The sequence below is a fragment of the Sporosarcina sp. P7 genome (genome assembly GCF_002743425.1).
Classification (GTDB): Bacteria; Bacillota; Bacilli; order Bacillales_A; family Planococcaceae; genus Sporosarcina.
Window position 1 is genome coordinate 187,235 of record NZ_PDZF01000003.1, and the last position, 14,872, is coordinate 202,106.

The window sequence follows — 14,872 nt, forward strand, 5'->3', positions numbered from 1 at the left end:
AACCCTATACACTTACCGCATTACTAGTGGATTAGATTGCTAAATGTCCAGAATATATACAAAATTGATTGACTAGTATTGTCGAATAGTAAATAATAAGTAGTAAGCAACTCATTTTGTACAATGTTAGCTGTGAGTACTTAGAATCATGATAAAGTATGAATTTCCCTATCTAACGGGGTAAGGAGGTGGAACGGATGTTTTCGACACCAGACTACCAAGACTATACACAATTAATCGGTTCCTTTTCACCGAAAATGATACTCGCATCATTTTTGGTGATAGCGTTCTCTTCCTATACCACACTCGTATTATATGATCGTATGCTAAAGCCAAGTTTCTTTAAGCGGGAAGTATGGCTCTTATTGGCTTCACTGGCATTATCGTTTGGGATTTGGGCAACCCATTTTCTTGCGATGAATTCACTCTTGTTGCCGATTGAAGTGCATGTGCATTATGGGTGGGCATTCGTTTGTATATTGCCCATTTTCTTTGCGACATTACTTGCGTTCCAGCTTGTATGTAGTCCGATGAAAGCTTGTTGGCGTCATGCAGTAGGGGCAGCGTTGATTGCGCAAGGTACGACCGCTATGCACTTTATAGGTATGAAAGCGATGAAGGTGGATGCTGTAATCGTCTACGATTGGAAATTACTTATAGCGGGGAACGTGATTGCTGGATTGCTTGCATATCTCGCATTGCGGGAAATCAGCAATCTAGAACGTATTTCGCTATCAAAAGTACTTGCGACATTTTCCCTGACAGTCGGGACACTTTCTATGCATTATCTAGGCATACTCGCTACTACGTATTATGTAGAAGAAGGACAAGCGTTAAGTGAGTCTGTTATGCATATGCAAGTGATGAATATTTTGATCGGTGTTGGCTCTGGGCTTTTGCTTATCGGCATGTTATTGATCTCCTATATTGACGGCTATGTCGATTATTGGCTGAAGTATTTCGATGTCTTGACAAAACTGCCGAATCGCCGGAATTGGGAACGTTGTTTGACCGATGAAGTCGCAGCGGGAGATGTTGCGATTTGGAATTTCCCTGATCTGCCACGTATCAATCAATTATACGGCTACTCAGAAGGAGATAAGATCTTGCAGCAAATCGGTGAGTTGTTTGCGAAGTGGAAACCTTCCTATGCACAGTTATATCGTGTCAGCGGAAATCGTTATCTATTTTGTGTGGAATCTACGGGACGTACCGTAGACTTTTATAAAAACTTAGTCCTCATGCAGCGTGATATGGATCAATTATTATCTATTAAAAACCAAGAGATGCGCTATGCATGTGGATTAGCTAAGGCTGATCAAAACAAATCTGTGAAGACGTTGTATAAAGAAGCATTGATGGTTGTGGAACAAGCGGCAGCTTCACATGAGTGGGGATTGGTGACGTTCGATCCAGTGACCCACGGAATGTCGTATGAGCAAGATGTCTTGCGCGATATTTCCAAAGCGTTGGATGAAAGACAGATCTATCTCGTCTATCAACCGAAAGTAAAAGGGGCTAGCCATGAGTTTGTCGGTGTGGAAGCATTGCTTCGTTGGACGCACCCGAAACTTGGCGCGATCCCCCCAACGACGTTCATTCCGATCCTAGAGCAAGAAGGGCGAATGGGAGAAGTGACGGACTGGGTTATTCGCGAAGTGTGCAGACAGATTCATAACTGGGATTCGCAAAGTATTCATGTACCGCAAGTAGCCATTAACATTCCTGGCGAATACGTGACAGAACCACATTTACTCGATCTGTTATGGAAAGAAACCACTGCGTATCGATTCGATCCAAGTCGTATTGAACTGGAGCTAACGGAAACGAGTACGGCGAAATCCACTAACCAGGCTATTGCGGCTATGAAACGATTCAGGCGCTATGGATTTTCGATCGCGCTTGATGATTTCGGGACTGGCGTGTCGTCGTTGTCCTTTTTACAGCAGATGCCGATTACGACGCTGAAAATCGATAAGTCCTTTACAGACAGAGTACCCGCGCCAGCGAAGAACAGTGCAGTGCTGAATGCCATCATAGCGATCGGATGCTCGATGGATCTGACAATAGTCGTCGAAGGCGTAGAGAAAGAAGAACAAGTGGAATTTCTGCTTGGTTTGAAGTCTGATTTGACTTTCCAAGGATACTATTTCTCGAAACCCTTGACCGTTCCACAACTCGAAAGCTGGCTGGCAGAGTCAAATACGCGAGGTTTCGTACATCCTTAACTCGAACTCATTACTAGATTTATTTATATACCCATAGATTGATAGTCAATTGGTGTGATATACTAGTTCTATCGCACCAATGAATCATATATTCTTGGAATACATATATTAGCAATTGACCATATTGTCTGAGAGGGTGGAAGAGCGTGTCCAATGATTCAGGAATTTTATTGGAAAGTGGCACAAATGAGCTGGAGATTGTCGGATTTGAGATGCAAGGGAACCGTTATGGCATTAACGTGATCAAAGTGAAGGAAATTATCATGCCATTGAAAATCACGCCGATTCCCCATGCACATTTTGCGGTGGAAGGAATTATTCAGTTGCGTGGCGAAGTATTGCCCGTCGTCAGTATGGAGAAAATTTTAGGAATGGCCCCTTCAAGCCATCCAGAAGATGCAAAGTATATCGTCGCATCATTCAATAAACAAACGGTCGTTTTCCGCGTACATAACGTGACGCAGATCCACCGTATTTCTTGGAATCAAATTGAGAAACCTTCTGGCATTTATGCAGCGGAAAACTCTCAGGTGATTGGCGTCATCAAGCTCGATGGCGATATGTTGCTGTTGCTTGATTTCGAAAAGATCATTATGGATATTAATCCAGACGCAGGTATTAACTTGGAGCAAGTGAAGAAGCTTGGGAAGCGTGAACGATCAAATAAACGCATTTTGATTGCGGAAGATTCCCCGTTATTGCGTAAGTTATTGTATGACACGCTCAATGAAGCAGGCTACGCGAATCTCGACTTTTATGAAAACGGCAAAGATGCGTTTGATTATTTGGAAACGCTAGTGGCGGATGGTGTTGATGTGAAAGAGGAAGTCCAGTTGGTCATCACGGATATCGAGATGCCACAAATGGACGGACACCATTTCACAAAACGAATTCGTGAAACGCCTCAACTTGCGGGACTGCCGATTATCATCTTCTCTTCACTCATCACAGATGACTTGAAGCATAAAGGAGATAGTGTTGGAGCTGACGATCAAGTCAGTAAGCCGGAAATCGCAGAATTGGTATTGAAGATCGATAAGTATATATTGTAAAAAAGACTTTCGTGTACTGTGAACGGATTCAGAACACGGAGAGAAAACAGTAAATAGCATACCAATTGGGGACGCGATTCGCATATGAATTAGCGTCCTTATTTTTGTACCTATATCCATGCTTAAAGCGGTAATCAGCAAAAAATAACAACGCAAAATATTTTATTTATTAGACCCCATATATAAAAACGTACAAAATAATTTTTTAGGAGGCATTAGATGAAACCACGGATTTCGGTTATAACATTGGGTGTAGATGATTTGGAAAGGTCATTGAAGTTCTATCAGGAAGGACTCGGATTACCAACGGAAGGAATAGTAGGCCAAGAATTTGAGTATGGTGCAGTTGCATTTTTCAATTTACAATCAGGCGTAAAACTCGCCATTTGGAATCGTAAGAATATAGCCTATGACACAAGCATAAATCAGACACCAAAAAGTCCTACCGAATTTACGATTGGTCATAATGTTGGAAGTAAAGAAGAGGTCGATATGGTAATGGAACAGGCGGAGAAAGCAGGTGCATTTATTACTGTTCCGGCACACGATACCTTTTGGGGAGGGTACTCCGGATACTTCCAAGACCCAGACGGGCATTTGTGGGAAGTAGTTTGGAATCCAGCTTGGGAATTAACAGAATAAGGTTTTATATCACTTCATTTTCAACTAAGGTTGCTTTAGTTCAATATCGATCTTCAACAACCGGTCGCAATTCTTGACGAAGGATTTGCGTCCTTTCCACAATAGGACCATTTTGTAGTAAAGGGAGGCAGTCAATTGTTCAAGCGTACGTTATATTGTTCTACTTGCAATCGAGAGGTTAAACCTGGTGAAGAAATCTATGTGGAAATGAAAGTTCCACAATATGTCGGCATGGTAGAAATAAAAGCGTATTTGAAAAATGAGAGCCAAATTTATTGTACAGATTGTTCTAAACGCAATTAAATACTGGAAATTATTCAACAATCGGGCGTGGTAATCGAATAACGGCATGCTGTAAATTGGGTCAGATTGTGAAATATTTGTAGTAGCAAATCCGTGCTTGTACGAGGAGCGATAATATGAAAAACAGAACTAAAGGAATTATACTACTAAGCACTTTGTCTTTTGTAATGATGACAATTTTAATTACTACCCAATCGTATTTCAACAATAAGGAAATCCGTCTTGCGAGCGAAGAATGTTATGAAGTAGATGGGATACCTGAATTACAAGGGGGCTTTTTGAATTTAAATTATTCGTTTTCTTGCCAAAAAAACAAATGAAAGTATAAAGTATTCGTTTTTAATTTACGGGCGTGATAACTGAATAAGGATTTCCCACAATCGAGTCGGATTGTTGAATTTGACCGATAGAAGGGGGGCATTACCTGATGATTTTTTATTCAAAAATGGGTGTATTTCGTCGTAATTTTTTATTGATATTAATAGTTAGTGTAGTGTAGCAATCAATTATGGGGGTGAACAAAGTGGCTGATGAAAATGTTATTATAGGTTCAGAAACTGCACATCAATTGAACGGAATCTTGACCATTCCTAAAGAAATAAACGGATTATTTCCTGCTGTTGTATTGGTTCATGGTTCTGGTCCAAGCAATATGGATGAAAAAATCGGGAACGTCTATCCATTTAAGGATCTTGCTGAGGGTTTGTCGGAAAAAGGAATTGCAGTATTGCGATACGATAAAAGAACATTTGTATATGGAAAAGAAATGAGAAGTGATAGTACACTGTCGGTAAAAGAAGAATGCATAGATGATGCTATTCTCGCTGCTGATCTTTTGCGAAGGGACTCACGTATTGATTCAAATAAAATTTTTATTATTGGTCATAGTTTAGGAGGAATGCTAGCCCCGAGAATAGATGCAGAGGGCGGGTACTTTGCTGGAATCATTATTATGGGCGGGTCTCCACGCAAATTTGAAGATATTCTAATGGACCAAAATAACGAAGTTTTGAATTCCTTGAATAAGTTTTTGAAAGGCATTGCCAGAAAACAAATTGCAGCATTATCATCAAAGTTTGAGAACATATACAATCTAAGTGATGAAGATGCAAAATCAACTAAAGTTTTTGGGAAACATGTTAGAGCCTACTATTTCAAAGAAATGGGCGAACATCCTTCTACTAATTATCTGACGGCATTAAATAAACCCCTATTCATTCTGCAAGGAGAGAAAGATTTTCATCTCTCGGTGCAAAAGGATTTTAATGGGTATAAAAAAATATTGGAAGATAAGCCGAACGTTTCGTATAAACTTTATCCAAACCTAAATCATGCCTTTATGCCTTCTGTTTAAGGTGAGGTACGAAAGGCGAAAAAAGAGTATAAAGTCTCTCAACATGTCGACAGGCAAGTCATATATGACATTGCTGATTGGATCTTTCAACAAGGAGATCTTGATAAAAGTGTAAAAAACAAAAAGGATAAAGTTTAATGGCTAAGAAAATTCGATCAAACGATGCTTATGTAATTAATCAAGAAGAGGCAGTAGATTTTCGGGCGCTATTCTGTAATAAAGGATAGCGCTTATTTTTCTTTTAAAGGGACATTTGATGAAGGAAGAAACCTAGGCAAAGTTGCGTATTTACGTGAATACTAATATGTTGCATGTGAGATATTGCACGTATACTACGGGGAGAAAATAGTAAATAGATACCAATAGGGGACACAATTCGCATATGAATTGGTGTCCTTATTTTTGTACCTATAACACTGCTTAAAGCGGTTATCAGCAAAAAATAACAACGCAATTGGTAAACCAATAAATAGCAATACAGAAATTTATGTGTCTCTGCTAATTGCACGGCTAATAGAAGTATCGAACATTGTATTTGAAATAACTGATACCATTGAAGAGGAAAAATAATTTTGTGAAAAAATAGAGATATTAGAAGTCGGCTTTTTCAACAATCGGGCCAGATTGTGGAAATAAGGCTTATTAAAGCCTTTCTATGGAAATAGAGTAGCCGAGAGATACAGCAAATTAATAAGGGAGCACCTGTTAATTGCTGTGGAACTTGTCAAAGCTGCAAAAGCTGGCAATCAGAAAGCTGTGGAAGCTATAACGAGAAGATGGTACGAAAATTGTGAAGAAATTGCCGAATATCTGAGTAGAATAAACCCTTTTATTTCAAAAGATGAATTCCAGGAAATGTTTTTAAGCACGTGGATATTACTACACAGGAAGTAGTACTTATACTCCGAATCAATGTTTAATCAAGTATTGCTGCGTTTAACAAAATTGAGGCGCAAACTTTACAAATGGCGGACACAATAACTGATGCGATTGTAAAGCAATCCCGAAAAAGTTTCAAATTAAAAATTGCTGATTTACGAAAGTGAATCATTCAACTCGGAAGGACAAACACCTAATTGAATTATATTACATATAGTAATTTAATGAGAACTAAAGGTTCTGGAGGGATGAAAGATGTGGCAAAATAATCAGGGGTATTACGGCGGTTACCCTTATTATCAACGTAATTGTTTAAACCCTTATTGTCAATGTGGAGCGAATTGTAAATTTGACCATAATCCTCAATGTCATGAGGGATGGGGTGACAAACCTATTTATAATCAACGGAAAGATAGTTTAAATAATTCCATGCGTTTAGTTTGGTTACAACACGTATACTGGACAAGAATGATAATAAATAGCATTGCTTTTAATTCACCTGATATAGATGCTGTTACCGCACGTCTACTCCAAAACGCTACAGATAATGGAAATTTATTGAGACCTTACTATGGAGATAAAATAGCCGACATGTACAGCAAATTAATAAGGGAGCACCTGGTAATTGCCGCGGAACTTGTCAAAGCTGCAAAAGCCGGTGATCAGAGAGCTGTAGCAGCTATAGATCGAAGATGGCACGAAAATGGAGAAGAAATTGCTGAATTTCTAAGTAAAATAAATCCTTTTATTTCAAAAGATAAATTACAAGCAATGTTTTTCGAGCATCTGGCTCTTACTAAACAGGAAGCAGTACTTATACTCCAAAACAATATTCAATCAAGTATTGATGTGTTTAACAAAATTGAGGCAGAAGCTTTACAAATGGCGGACACACTAACTAATGCGATTGTGAAACAATTCCCCCAATTTTTTTCAGGATAAGAGTTGTTGATTGCACAATCAGGTATTAAATGGAACTAATTATAATTTCAGTGCCTTATTAATTTAGTTTAACAATGGCAAGAATGTATGCACATAAGAAATATTAACGCTTGTAAGTTACTATCAGTTAATAAAAGCTCATTAGTTATTCAACAAACGAGCGCTATTCTGTAATAAAGAATAGCGCTTATTTTTCTTTTAAAGGGACATTTGATGAAGAAAGAAACCTAAGCAAAGTTGCGTATTTACGTGAATGCTAACATCTCCCAATACACTAAGGAGGCTAGCCGGACCCTTGCAATGAATAATTACATGCCTTTGAATACCCTTTACCATGTTGATCGTGGATAGTTGGCTAGAATTCAGAACCATCAACTGTTTGGTTGAATCTTTTTCTGAAAGGCCGTTTAACAGTAAACTTAGCGGTTAAGATACCAATTAAAATAAGAATTGCCCCTACATATCCTGTAGCTTGTAGTGTTTCCTGTACGAAAATAAAAGCAAATAATGCTGCAAAAACGGGTTCTAATGAAAAGATAAGACCTGTATGCGTTGGTGTAGTATACTTTTGTGCGCATGCTTGGCCAATAAATCCAATTGCACTGCAAAGTATGCTTAAAGCCAGTATAGAAACCCATGACTTGGTTGTGTCAGGAAGATGTGGCTTTTCGAGAAATAATGAAAATAGAAGCCCCCATGCCCCAGTAAAGCCGAGTTGTAAAATCCCGAGTGCGATCGAATCAACGTTTTTCGTCAACTTGTCTGTCACAATGATGAGAATGGCATAAAATAGTGCACCTAAAATGATGAGGAAGTCCCCGGAATTGATCGTCAATTCATTAGTTAACGTCAATAGAGCAATCCCAGTTATGGAGATACCCACACCAAAAATCACTTTGTTTTCAGGTTTTTTTCTAAATAGGATGGCTAGTAACAATGGAACAAATACAACGGATAGACTAAATAAAAATCCTGCATTTGAAATAGATGTGAATTTTAATCCGATCGTAACAACCGTAAATAATACGAATAAGATGGACCCTAGTAGAAATCCATAAAACACTGTTTTGAGATCTATACGTATTAACCGCTTGTAAAATACAGCGCCGGCTAATATAAAGGCTATGCCAAAACGTAGTGCTATCAGGTTAAACTCTTGAATAGAATCAAGACCTATTTTTGTAAACAAATAGGATGAACCCCAAAGCATCGTCACAATCAGCATCATGAAATTTGCCTTTAATTGAGTATCCGATCCTATCCTATGTACTACCCCGGACGACGTATTCCGATTCATTTTGATCACCTATCCCATCACGAATTGATTGTTTATAAGTATAGCTGTAAACTGAAGATTAGAAAAATGAATGTTTGTGAAGAATGACATGAATGATTTTCATGCAAGAGGAGGGGTCAAAGTGTCTTTAGTGAAGTTTGAGATATTCAGTACCGTGGTGGAATTAGGGAGCCTAACAAAAGCGGGCGAAACAATCGGTTTAAGCCAATCGGCTGTGAGTCATGCTATAGCCAGCCTTGAATCAGAATGGGGATTTACCTTACTCAATCGAGACCGTTCAGGTATTCAATTGACCAGTAACGGAGAGCGCATATTAACATACATACGTGAAATACTAAAATGGAACGAAGAGTTGGGTCAAGAAATAGCCAGTATCAATGGGTTGGAAATTGGTACAGTACGTATTGGAACAATTTCTAGCGTGTCTGTACACTGGTTACCTGAAATCTTAAAAAAATTTACTGACCATTATCCTTCGATCGAAATCAAATTGATGGAAGGGGACTATGACGATGTCGAGCATTGGATCGCAACTGGCTTAGTTGATTTTGGGTTTGTGTCCCTACCGACTTCGCAACACTTTGAAGTAATTCCCTTAAGAAAAGATCGATTGCTCTGTATCCTTTCAAACGAGCACCCTCTTGCCGATCAAAATGAAATTAGTTTTGAAATGATTAAAGGGGAGCCTCTCATCAAGTCGAAAAAAGGGAGTGATAACGATTTAATAAGAATTTTAAAAGAACACCATGTTACAGCTAATATAAAATTTGAACTGACAGATGACCAGGCAATTATTGCAATGGTCGGAAATGGTATGGGAATTAGTATACTTCCTGAAATGGTTTTACATCGGATTCCAACTAATGTTCGAGCCCTTAAACTAGAGGGAGAAAATTATCGAACAATTGGTATTGCGGTTTCATCTTTTAAAACCCTTGCTCCATCTACGAAAAAGTTCATTGAATATCTGAAATCATGGCTAAGTGAGCCTCCAAAGTTCGAGTAGCATTAGCTATATCTTCAAAAATGGGGCGCGCTTATGTAAGATACTGGGGACGCCAGATTGTGGGAAGCTGAAAAAAGAAATGTATCAATAAAATATACTTCTTCAAAAAAATGAACCTTTGGCTAGACGTAATCATAGGTTCATGTTGTCTGAAGGCGAGTTTTCATCCTGTGTAACATCGTCTCTGATAAATCTCTATGATAAGGAGTTGAATTTTTTTGGAAGAGCAAAGGTATCATAATCTGAAATTAGGTGAAAGAGGAGCCTATCTCAGTATAGTCGCTTATATATGTCTATCCGTTTTAAAATTATTTATAGGGTATCTGAGCGACTCTGAAGCCCTTAAGGCAGATGGTTTAAATAATACAACGGATATTATAGCATCGATTGCTGTCTTGATCGGACTAAAATTATCGAGGAAACCCGCAGATAAAAATCATAAATATGGCCATTGGAAAAGTGAAACAATTGCATCGCTTGTGGCCTCTTTCATTATGATGGCAGTGGGTATACAAGTTTTAATTAGCACAGCCACTTCCTTTTTCCAGGGAGGAAAGGAATCGCCAGATATCATGGCAGGATATGTCGGTATCTTCTCCTTTATAGTCATGTACTTTGTTTATCGATACAATAAAAAATTAGCATTAAAAATAAACAGCCAAGCTGTCATGGCTGCTGCCAAAGACAATATTTCAGACGCCTGGGTCAGTATCGGAACTGCTATAGGCATATTCGGTTCACAGTTAAATATGCCATGGCTTGATACTTTGACTGCATTAGCAGTAGGATTCCTTATTTGTAAAACAGCATGGGATATTTTCAGAGAGGCTTCTCATGATTTAAGTGATGGTTTTGATGAAAATCAAATTGAAATTTATAAAAAAACCATTCAAACCATAAAAGATGTTCAAAAAATTAAAGAAATTAAAGGTAGGTATTACGGTAATAATGCAGTAGTTGATATTGTAATTCTGGTTCAACCAACCTTAAGTCTCAAACAAGCACATGACATTTCCACATTAGTTGAAAAAAAACTAAAAGAAAAAAATGATGTATATGATGTTCACGTTCATGTAGAACCAAATACCACGTGTAACGAAGGGGAATAAGAACGGAGTAACGAACCATAGTGGGGGAGAATTAGATTGAACTTCGAAAGTTACCTACAAATGATGATACAGATGTAGTTGAAATGGCCAAGATCATCTTTACCACTTCTATAGAGATACAGCTGGTAAGGGATGATATACTAACATGTACTAATTCACTACGAGCATACGACGAAATTTAGTATATTGAAAACATATAAATAGAGGGTGGAGTTTAATGCAATTTATGCTAGACCGTTCAATAAAAAAACCGATGTATAGGCAACTTGCGGAACAAATAGAGAATGGGATTATATCGGGAGATTTATCTCAGGACCAGCCATTGCCATCTGAACGTGAGTTAGCAAAAAAGTTACAGATCAATCGGAGTACAGTTGTGACGGCTTATGATGAGTTAGAGGCGAGTGGATTAATTGTCAGAAAAAAAGGAAGCGGCACGTATATCAATACGGATATATGGGGACTAACTCATAAAAGGGTCCCGAATTGGGGTAGATATGTGGAGGATGGATCATTTCTTCCGAATCTTCCTCTTGTACAGAAACTTCGTAATGAAACGGAGCAAGAAGGAATGATTAACCTATCAAGCGGGGAACTTGCAGCAGATTTACAAACTAACGCCCAATTCGCTAGGATTCTTAAGGATTATACGTTTGATGGGAATTTAGGGTACGATCATCCTTTAGGCGATGTGGAATTACGGGAGACCATTTGTCAACATGTAAAAACCTATAAAAATATGGAAGTTGAGCCAAACTCCATACTGATTACATCGGGCGCTCAGCAAGCCATCCACCTAATCGTTCAGTGCCTGTTAAAACCAGGTGATACAGTTGCTATTGAAGATCCATCCTACGCATTCTCTTTACCGATCTTTCAATCGTTTGGTATTAAAACGCTATTACTCCCAGTTGATCAATATGGCTTAAATCCTGATGATATTGTAGCTTTACAAAGAAAACATCGAATTCGTATGCTTTTTTTAAATCCTGATTATCAAAATCCTACTGGCACAAAAATGTCGCTAGAACGTCGAAAGAGAATAGTGGAATTATCCTCAACGTACGGTATTCCCATAATTGAGGATGATCCGTATAATTTGACGTCATTCGATGGGGACATTGGACCCACGTTAAAGTCAATGGATGATAATGAAAATGTTCTATACATTAGTTCCTTATCAAAAGTGGTTGCATCAGGATTACGCATTGGTTGGATTATTGGACCAGAAAAAGTGATTACGCGTTTATCAGACGGCAAACAGCAAATAGACTTCGGTCATAGTGTTTTTCCACAATGGATAGCAAATCAATTTCTAGATTCCCCTCAATTTGATAAACATGTTTCAAATTTAAGGATCCAACTGAAGGAGCGTAGAGATGCGTTAATTTTAGCATTGGACAGTTTAACTAAAAATGAAGTTACATATGTAGTGCCACAAGGCGGAATTCATTTATGGTGTAAAATACACCACGAAATGGATGAATATAAGTTACTTGAAGAATCTATGAAAAATGGCGTTTCATTTGTACCTGGAAGACTAATGGGTTCAAAGAATGGATACGTACGATTTACTTATGGTAAAGGTAACGGAGCTTCCATACAAGAAGGCATTTCAAGGTTCGCCTACGCGCTAAGAAGTTACAGGGGATAATGTTTGAAGAATGCCAATGAATGTTTGGCTGCCACATTTGCTCCCTAGAATTGTGTCGTTGTCGTACTGTAACGTCAACCACATAATTCAGGGAACGATGATGAATAATCCACCCCGCGGTCAAGGAACCTACAGGGAAGAATCTACAGAATGTATTAGTGAAATACGAACTTTTTCAGTGGACTTAGACGGTTCCTGAGACTCGAAAACATATGCCTTTTCACGGGACCTGAACCGTCCACCGATGTTAATAAAATATAAATATAGATACAAGAGTCAATATAACAATAACTGGGAGTGATAAAACATAAATCCACAGCAAATTGGAAAAACTTTTTTTACTACTATAATCTTTATTCATAGAATTAGCAGTGGATATGGTCATAATTAGTCCGACCGCTAAAATAATGACCACGAGAATCATTGATGCAATAAGGAACACCTTTACGCCTTCCTCCTTTTTAGAAATACATTTCTTCATTCTATACAGTATAATTCTATAATACAAAGCATTTTCGGGGACCATCCACTTAGGGGTTATTTAAACCAACCACTTTTAATGTAGCGGGTATCTTGTCGTCGAGTGCCAGTCACTCACATAACTATAAATGTAAAAAGAGATTAAATAAAAAAGGACATCTGCAATTGGGCGCGATTCTTTAATAAAATTTAGCGCCCCCATATTCAGTAGTAGTATAAATTTTTAGGAAAACATTTGTCTAAGCGTTCTAATGATTTATTTTGCACTTTCTGATATATACATACAATCCCTTGTCTACCTTTATCAATATAGTAAATGTAGGGGGTGAAATAGTATGTGCAAAAAGAAAAAAGCAGGTTGCCGTTGTAAGTGTAAAAAGAAATGTCCACAACAATTAACCCGGTGTGAAGGAAGTCAATGTCAAGAATTCAGAGATTTTTTTGCTTCAGAGGGTTATGATGCTGCTACTAATATAGTTTATAATTACACTCAAATAAACAGATGTTTTCGCCAAGCAGTTAAATATTGTCAGAGTTTAGGAGATCCTTTTCGTATCGCTACTCTAAGCGAACTGGAACTACTTGCTCATCGGTTCACATATATCGATGATGCAGGCAAATTAAAAAAATGTCCTACATTAGTTTGGAGCAGAGATGAAAATGGGCAGCCCATTATTGTCCGCATTGCGCCATGTAACGGCGGGCAAATCAAGATTGTAAGAAAATCAAATCTAAAAAAATGTAAGGTACAAGTTATTTGTGTCGCTCCTACGGGAGGGTAACTTTGTATTATAAATACTAGGGACAATGCAACAATCAGGTGCGATTGTTGAATAAAAAAATGCTCAGGCTTCTATGCCTAAGCATTTTTTCTTGCTTTTTCTACTATCAATTCGGTTACAAATCATACGCTAAATGGATTGTTAATAGGGTTACGTTTTCGTGTTTTCTCCCTACCTACCGAACCCCGTAGTGTACTACGGAATTCTTTTATGTGTTCCTGCAAAATAACGCGCCACTCCCCATGAAATAGGAAAGCAGCGCGTTGGTTGTACTATGGAATTGTGCAGTAAGCAACTAGATTATTTATTGTCGTCAGATACATTCTCTTTGTGTTCTTCTGGAGTATCTTCAGTAGATGTTTTTTTCCTAATATCGTAATACTTTTCCGCACCGATTCCGCCTTCGCCAATCATTTTGGAAATTTCCTTCGACCGCATTTCATTCTTTCTGATAATCTCTTGTCTGTCATCTTTAGTCATTTGCAATTCCTCCTTATACTAAACAATAGTGTTCTATTTAAGAAAGAGAATGTCACTCTATTCCATTTTATCATATACGTATGAACAATTGTGAATTATTGCATATATCGCTAATTTTTATTGTAGAATAGTACCTAACCGGTATGTAATATTTGGAAGTGGTGGTATATTCATTGGAAGTGTTTATGCAATGCTTATGGAATTAACTTGAAAGGGGACGTATATAAAATGAGGAAATTATTCGTGTTGCTGATAGTTGTGGGTGTGTTGGTAGGGTGTGGCGAGAAGCAATTATCCTATTCTGATGTGACCATCGCCCAAGTGAATGCAGATGTGAAAAGTTTCATTGACGGTATAGAAACTTCTGAAGAGCCTGAGGGAAATGGCATCTATATGTTCAATGAAACAGAAGTAAAACGATATTTGTATCTAAATAGAGATTTCCTGGAAAATGGCAAAGGATTTGGCGATATGGAGATTAAAACGGATGAGGACTCTATCCAGATATACTTGCAGGAGAATGATGAACCGACAGAAGACGAGTATAAGTTATACAACATTACATTGGATCGAACGTATGAATATATGCAAATTTTTAAAAATGATGAAGAAACACATTTCCAGTTGATTGGATTATGACACAGAAGAAATCATAGTGGCGGCA

General features: G+C 38.0%; 13 protein-coding genes. 11 read left to right on the forward strand and 2 right to left on the reverse strand.

Annotation, left to right across the window (positions count from 1 at the left end; all coding sequences use genetic code 11):
• The first annotated feature begins 197 nt into the window (after positions 1–197).
• The 6 genes from CSV60_RS05170 (at position 198) to CSV60_RS05205 (ending at position 7,400) form a co-directional block, all read left to right on the forward strand.
• A complete protein-coding gene (locus tag CSV60_RS05170; RefSeq protein ID WP_099636197.1) occupies positions 198–2,228 on the forward strand; it encodes a bifunctional diguanylate cyclase/phosphodiesterase in 2,031 nt (676 codons plus the stop codon).
• A gap of 146 nt (positions 2,229–2,374) precedes the next feature.
• Complete coding sequence (locus CSV60_RS05175) at positions 2,375–3,280, forward strand: chemotaxis protein (protein ID WP_099632148.1); 906 nt, start codon at positions 2,375–2,377, stop codon at positions 3,278–3,280.
• Positions 3,281–3,499: 219 nt separating this feature from the next.
• Entirely contained in the window at positions 3,500–3,922 is a 423-nt protein-coding gene (locus CSV60_RS05180; protein WP_099636198.1) for a VOC family protein, read from the forward strand.
• Positions 3,923–4,057: 135 nt separating this feature from the next.
• Positions 4,058–4,225, forward strand: coding sequence for a Fe3+ hydroxamate ABC transporter substrate-binding protein (locus tag CSV60_RS05185; RefSeq protein WP_099636199.1), 168 nt, complete (start codon positions 4,058–4,060; stop codon positions 4,223–4,225).
• 523 nt (positions 4,226–4,748) lie between these two features.
• Positions 4,749–5,579, forward strand: coding sequence for an alpha/beta hydrolase family protein (locus CSV60_RS05195; protein WP_233189535.1), 831 nt, complete (start codon positions 4,749–4,751; stop codon positions 5,577–5,579).
• 1,134 nt (positions 5,580–6,713) lie between these two features.
• Positions 6,714–7,400 (forward strand): acetylglutamate kinase, encoded by a 687-nt coding sequence (locus CSV60_RS05205; RefSeq protein ID WP_099636202.1) that lies wholly within the window; start codon positions 6,714–6,716, stop codon positions 7,398–7,400.
• A 355-nt stretch (positions 7,401–7,755) separates the two neighbouring features.
• Here CSV60_RS05205 and CSV60_RS05210 read toward each other — a convergent pair whose 3' ends face one another.
• A complete protein-coding gene (locus tag CSV60_RS05210; RefSeq protein WP_099636203.1) occupies positions 7,756–8,697 on the reverse strand; it encodes a DMT family transporter in 942 nt (313 codons plus the stop codon).
• A gap of 121 nt (positions 8,698–8,818) precedes the next feature.
• Here CSV60_RS05210 and CSV60_RS05215 point away from each other — a divergent pair, with 121 nt between their 5' ends.
• The 4 genes from CSV60_RS05215 to CSV60_RS05235 all read left to right on the forward strand — a co-directional run bounded on the left by CSV60_RS05215 (position 8,819) and on the right by CSV60_RS05235 (position 13,728).
• The gene (locus CSV60_RS05215; protein ID WP_099632143.1) at positions 8,819–9,703 is read left to right on the forward strand and encodes a LysR family transcriptional regulator; all 885 of its coding nucleotides are present in this window, start codon (positions 8,819–8,821) and stop codon (positions 9,701–9,703) included.
• Between the two features lie 218 nt (positions 9,704–9,921).
• Positions 9,922–10,812 carry a cation diffusion facilitator family transporter gene (locus CSV60_RS05220; protein ID WP_099632142.1) on the forward strand — a complete coding sequence of 297 codons (891 nt, stop codon included), beginning with the start codon at positions 9,922–9,924 and terminating at the stop codon, positions 10,810–10,812.
• A gap of 217 nt (positions 10,813–11,029) precedes the next feature.
• Entirely contained in the window at positions 11,030–12,466 is a 1,437-nt protein-coding gene (gene pdxR / locus CSV60_RS05225) for a MocR-like pyridoxine biosynthesis transcription factor PdxR (protein WP_099636204.1), read from the forward strand.
• A gap of 815 nt (positions 12,467–13,281) precedes the next feature.
• Entirely contained in the window at positions 13,282–13,728 is a 447-nt protein-coding gene (locus CSV60_RS05235) for a hypothetical protein (protein ID WP_099636206.1), read from the forward strand.
• A gap of 300 nt (positions 13,729–14,028) precedes the next feature.
• On the opposite strand, the gene CSV60_RS05240 is transcribed toward CSV60_RS05235, so the two are convergent.
• The gene (locus CSV60_RS05240) at positions 14,029–14,208 is read right to left on the reverse strand and encodes a hypothetical protein (protein WP_099636207.1); all 180 of its coding nucleotides are present in this window, start codon (positions 14,206–14,208) and stop codon (positions 14,029–14,031) included.
• 228 nt (positions 14,209–14,436) lie between these two features.
• On the opposite strand from CSV60_RS05240, the gene CSV60_RS05245 reads away from it, so the two are divergent.
• Positions 14,437–14,847 carry a hypothetical protein gene (locus tag CSV60_RS05245; RefSeq protein ID WP_099636208.1) on the forward strand — a complete coding sequence of 137 codons (411 nt, stop codon included), beginning with the start codon at positions 14,437–14,439 and terminating at the stop codon, positions 14,845–14,847.
• Positions 14,848–14,872 lie beyond the last annotated feature (25 nt).

What these genes read in the sequence shown, in the direction of transcription:
- CSV60_RS05170 (WP_099636197.1), top strand. Translation starts at nt 198, where the DNA reads ATGTTTTCGACACCAGACTACCAAGACTATACACAATTAATCGGTTCC.
- CSV60_RS05180 (WP_099636198.1), top strand. Translation starts at nt 3,500, where the DNA reads ATGAAACCACGGATTTCGGTTATAACATTGGGTGTAGATGATTTGGAA.
- CSV60_RS05205 (WP_099636202.1), top strand. Translation starts at nt 6,714, where the DNA reads ATGTGGCAAAATAATCAGGGGTATTACGGCGGTTACCCTTATTATCAA.
- CSV60_RS05210 (WP_099636203.1), bottom strand. Translation starts at nt 8,697, where the DNA reads ATGAATCGGAATACGTCGTCCGGGGTAGTACATAGGATAGGATCGGAT.
- pdxR (WP_099636204.1), top strand. Translation starts at nt 11,030, where the DNA reads ATGCAATTTATGCTAGACCGTTCAATAAAAAAACCGATGTATAGGCAA.
- CSV60_RS05235 (WP_099636206.1), top strand. Translation starts at nt 13,282, where the DNA reads ATGTGCAAAAAGAAAAAAGCAGGTTGCCGTTGTAAGTGTAAAAAGAAA.
- CSV60_RS05240 (WP_099636207.1), bottom strand. Translation starts at nt 14,208, where the DNA reads ATGACTAAAGATGACAGACAAGAGATTATCAGAAAGAATGAAATGCGG.
- CSV60_RS05245 (WP_099636208.1), top strand. Translation starts at nt 14,437, where the DNA reads ATGAGGAAATTATTCGTGTTGCTGATAGTTGTGGGTGTGTTGGTAGGG.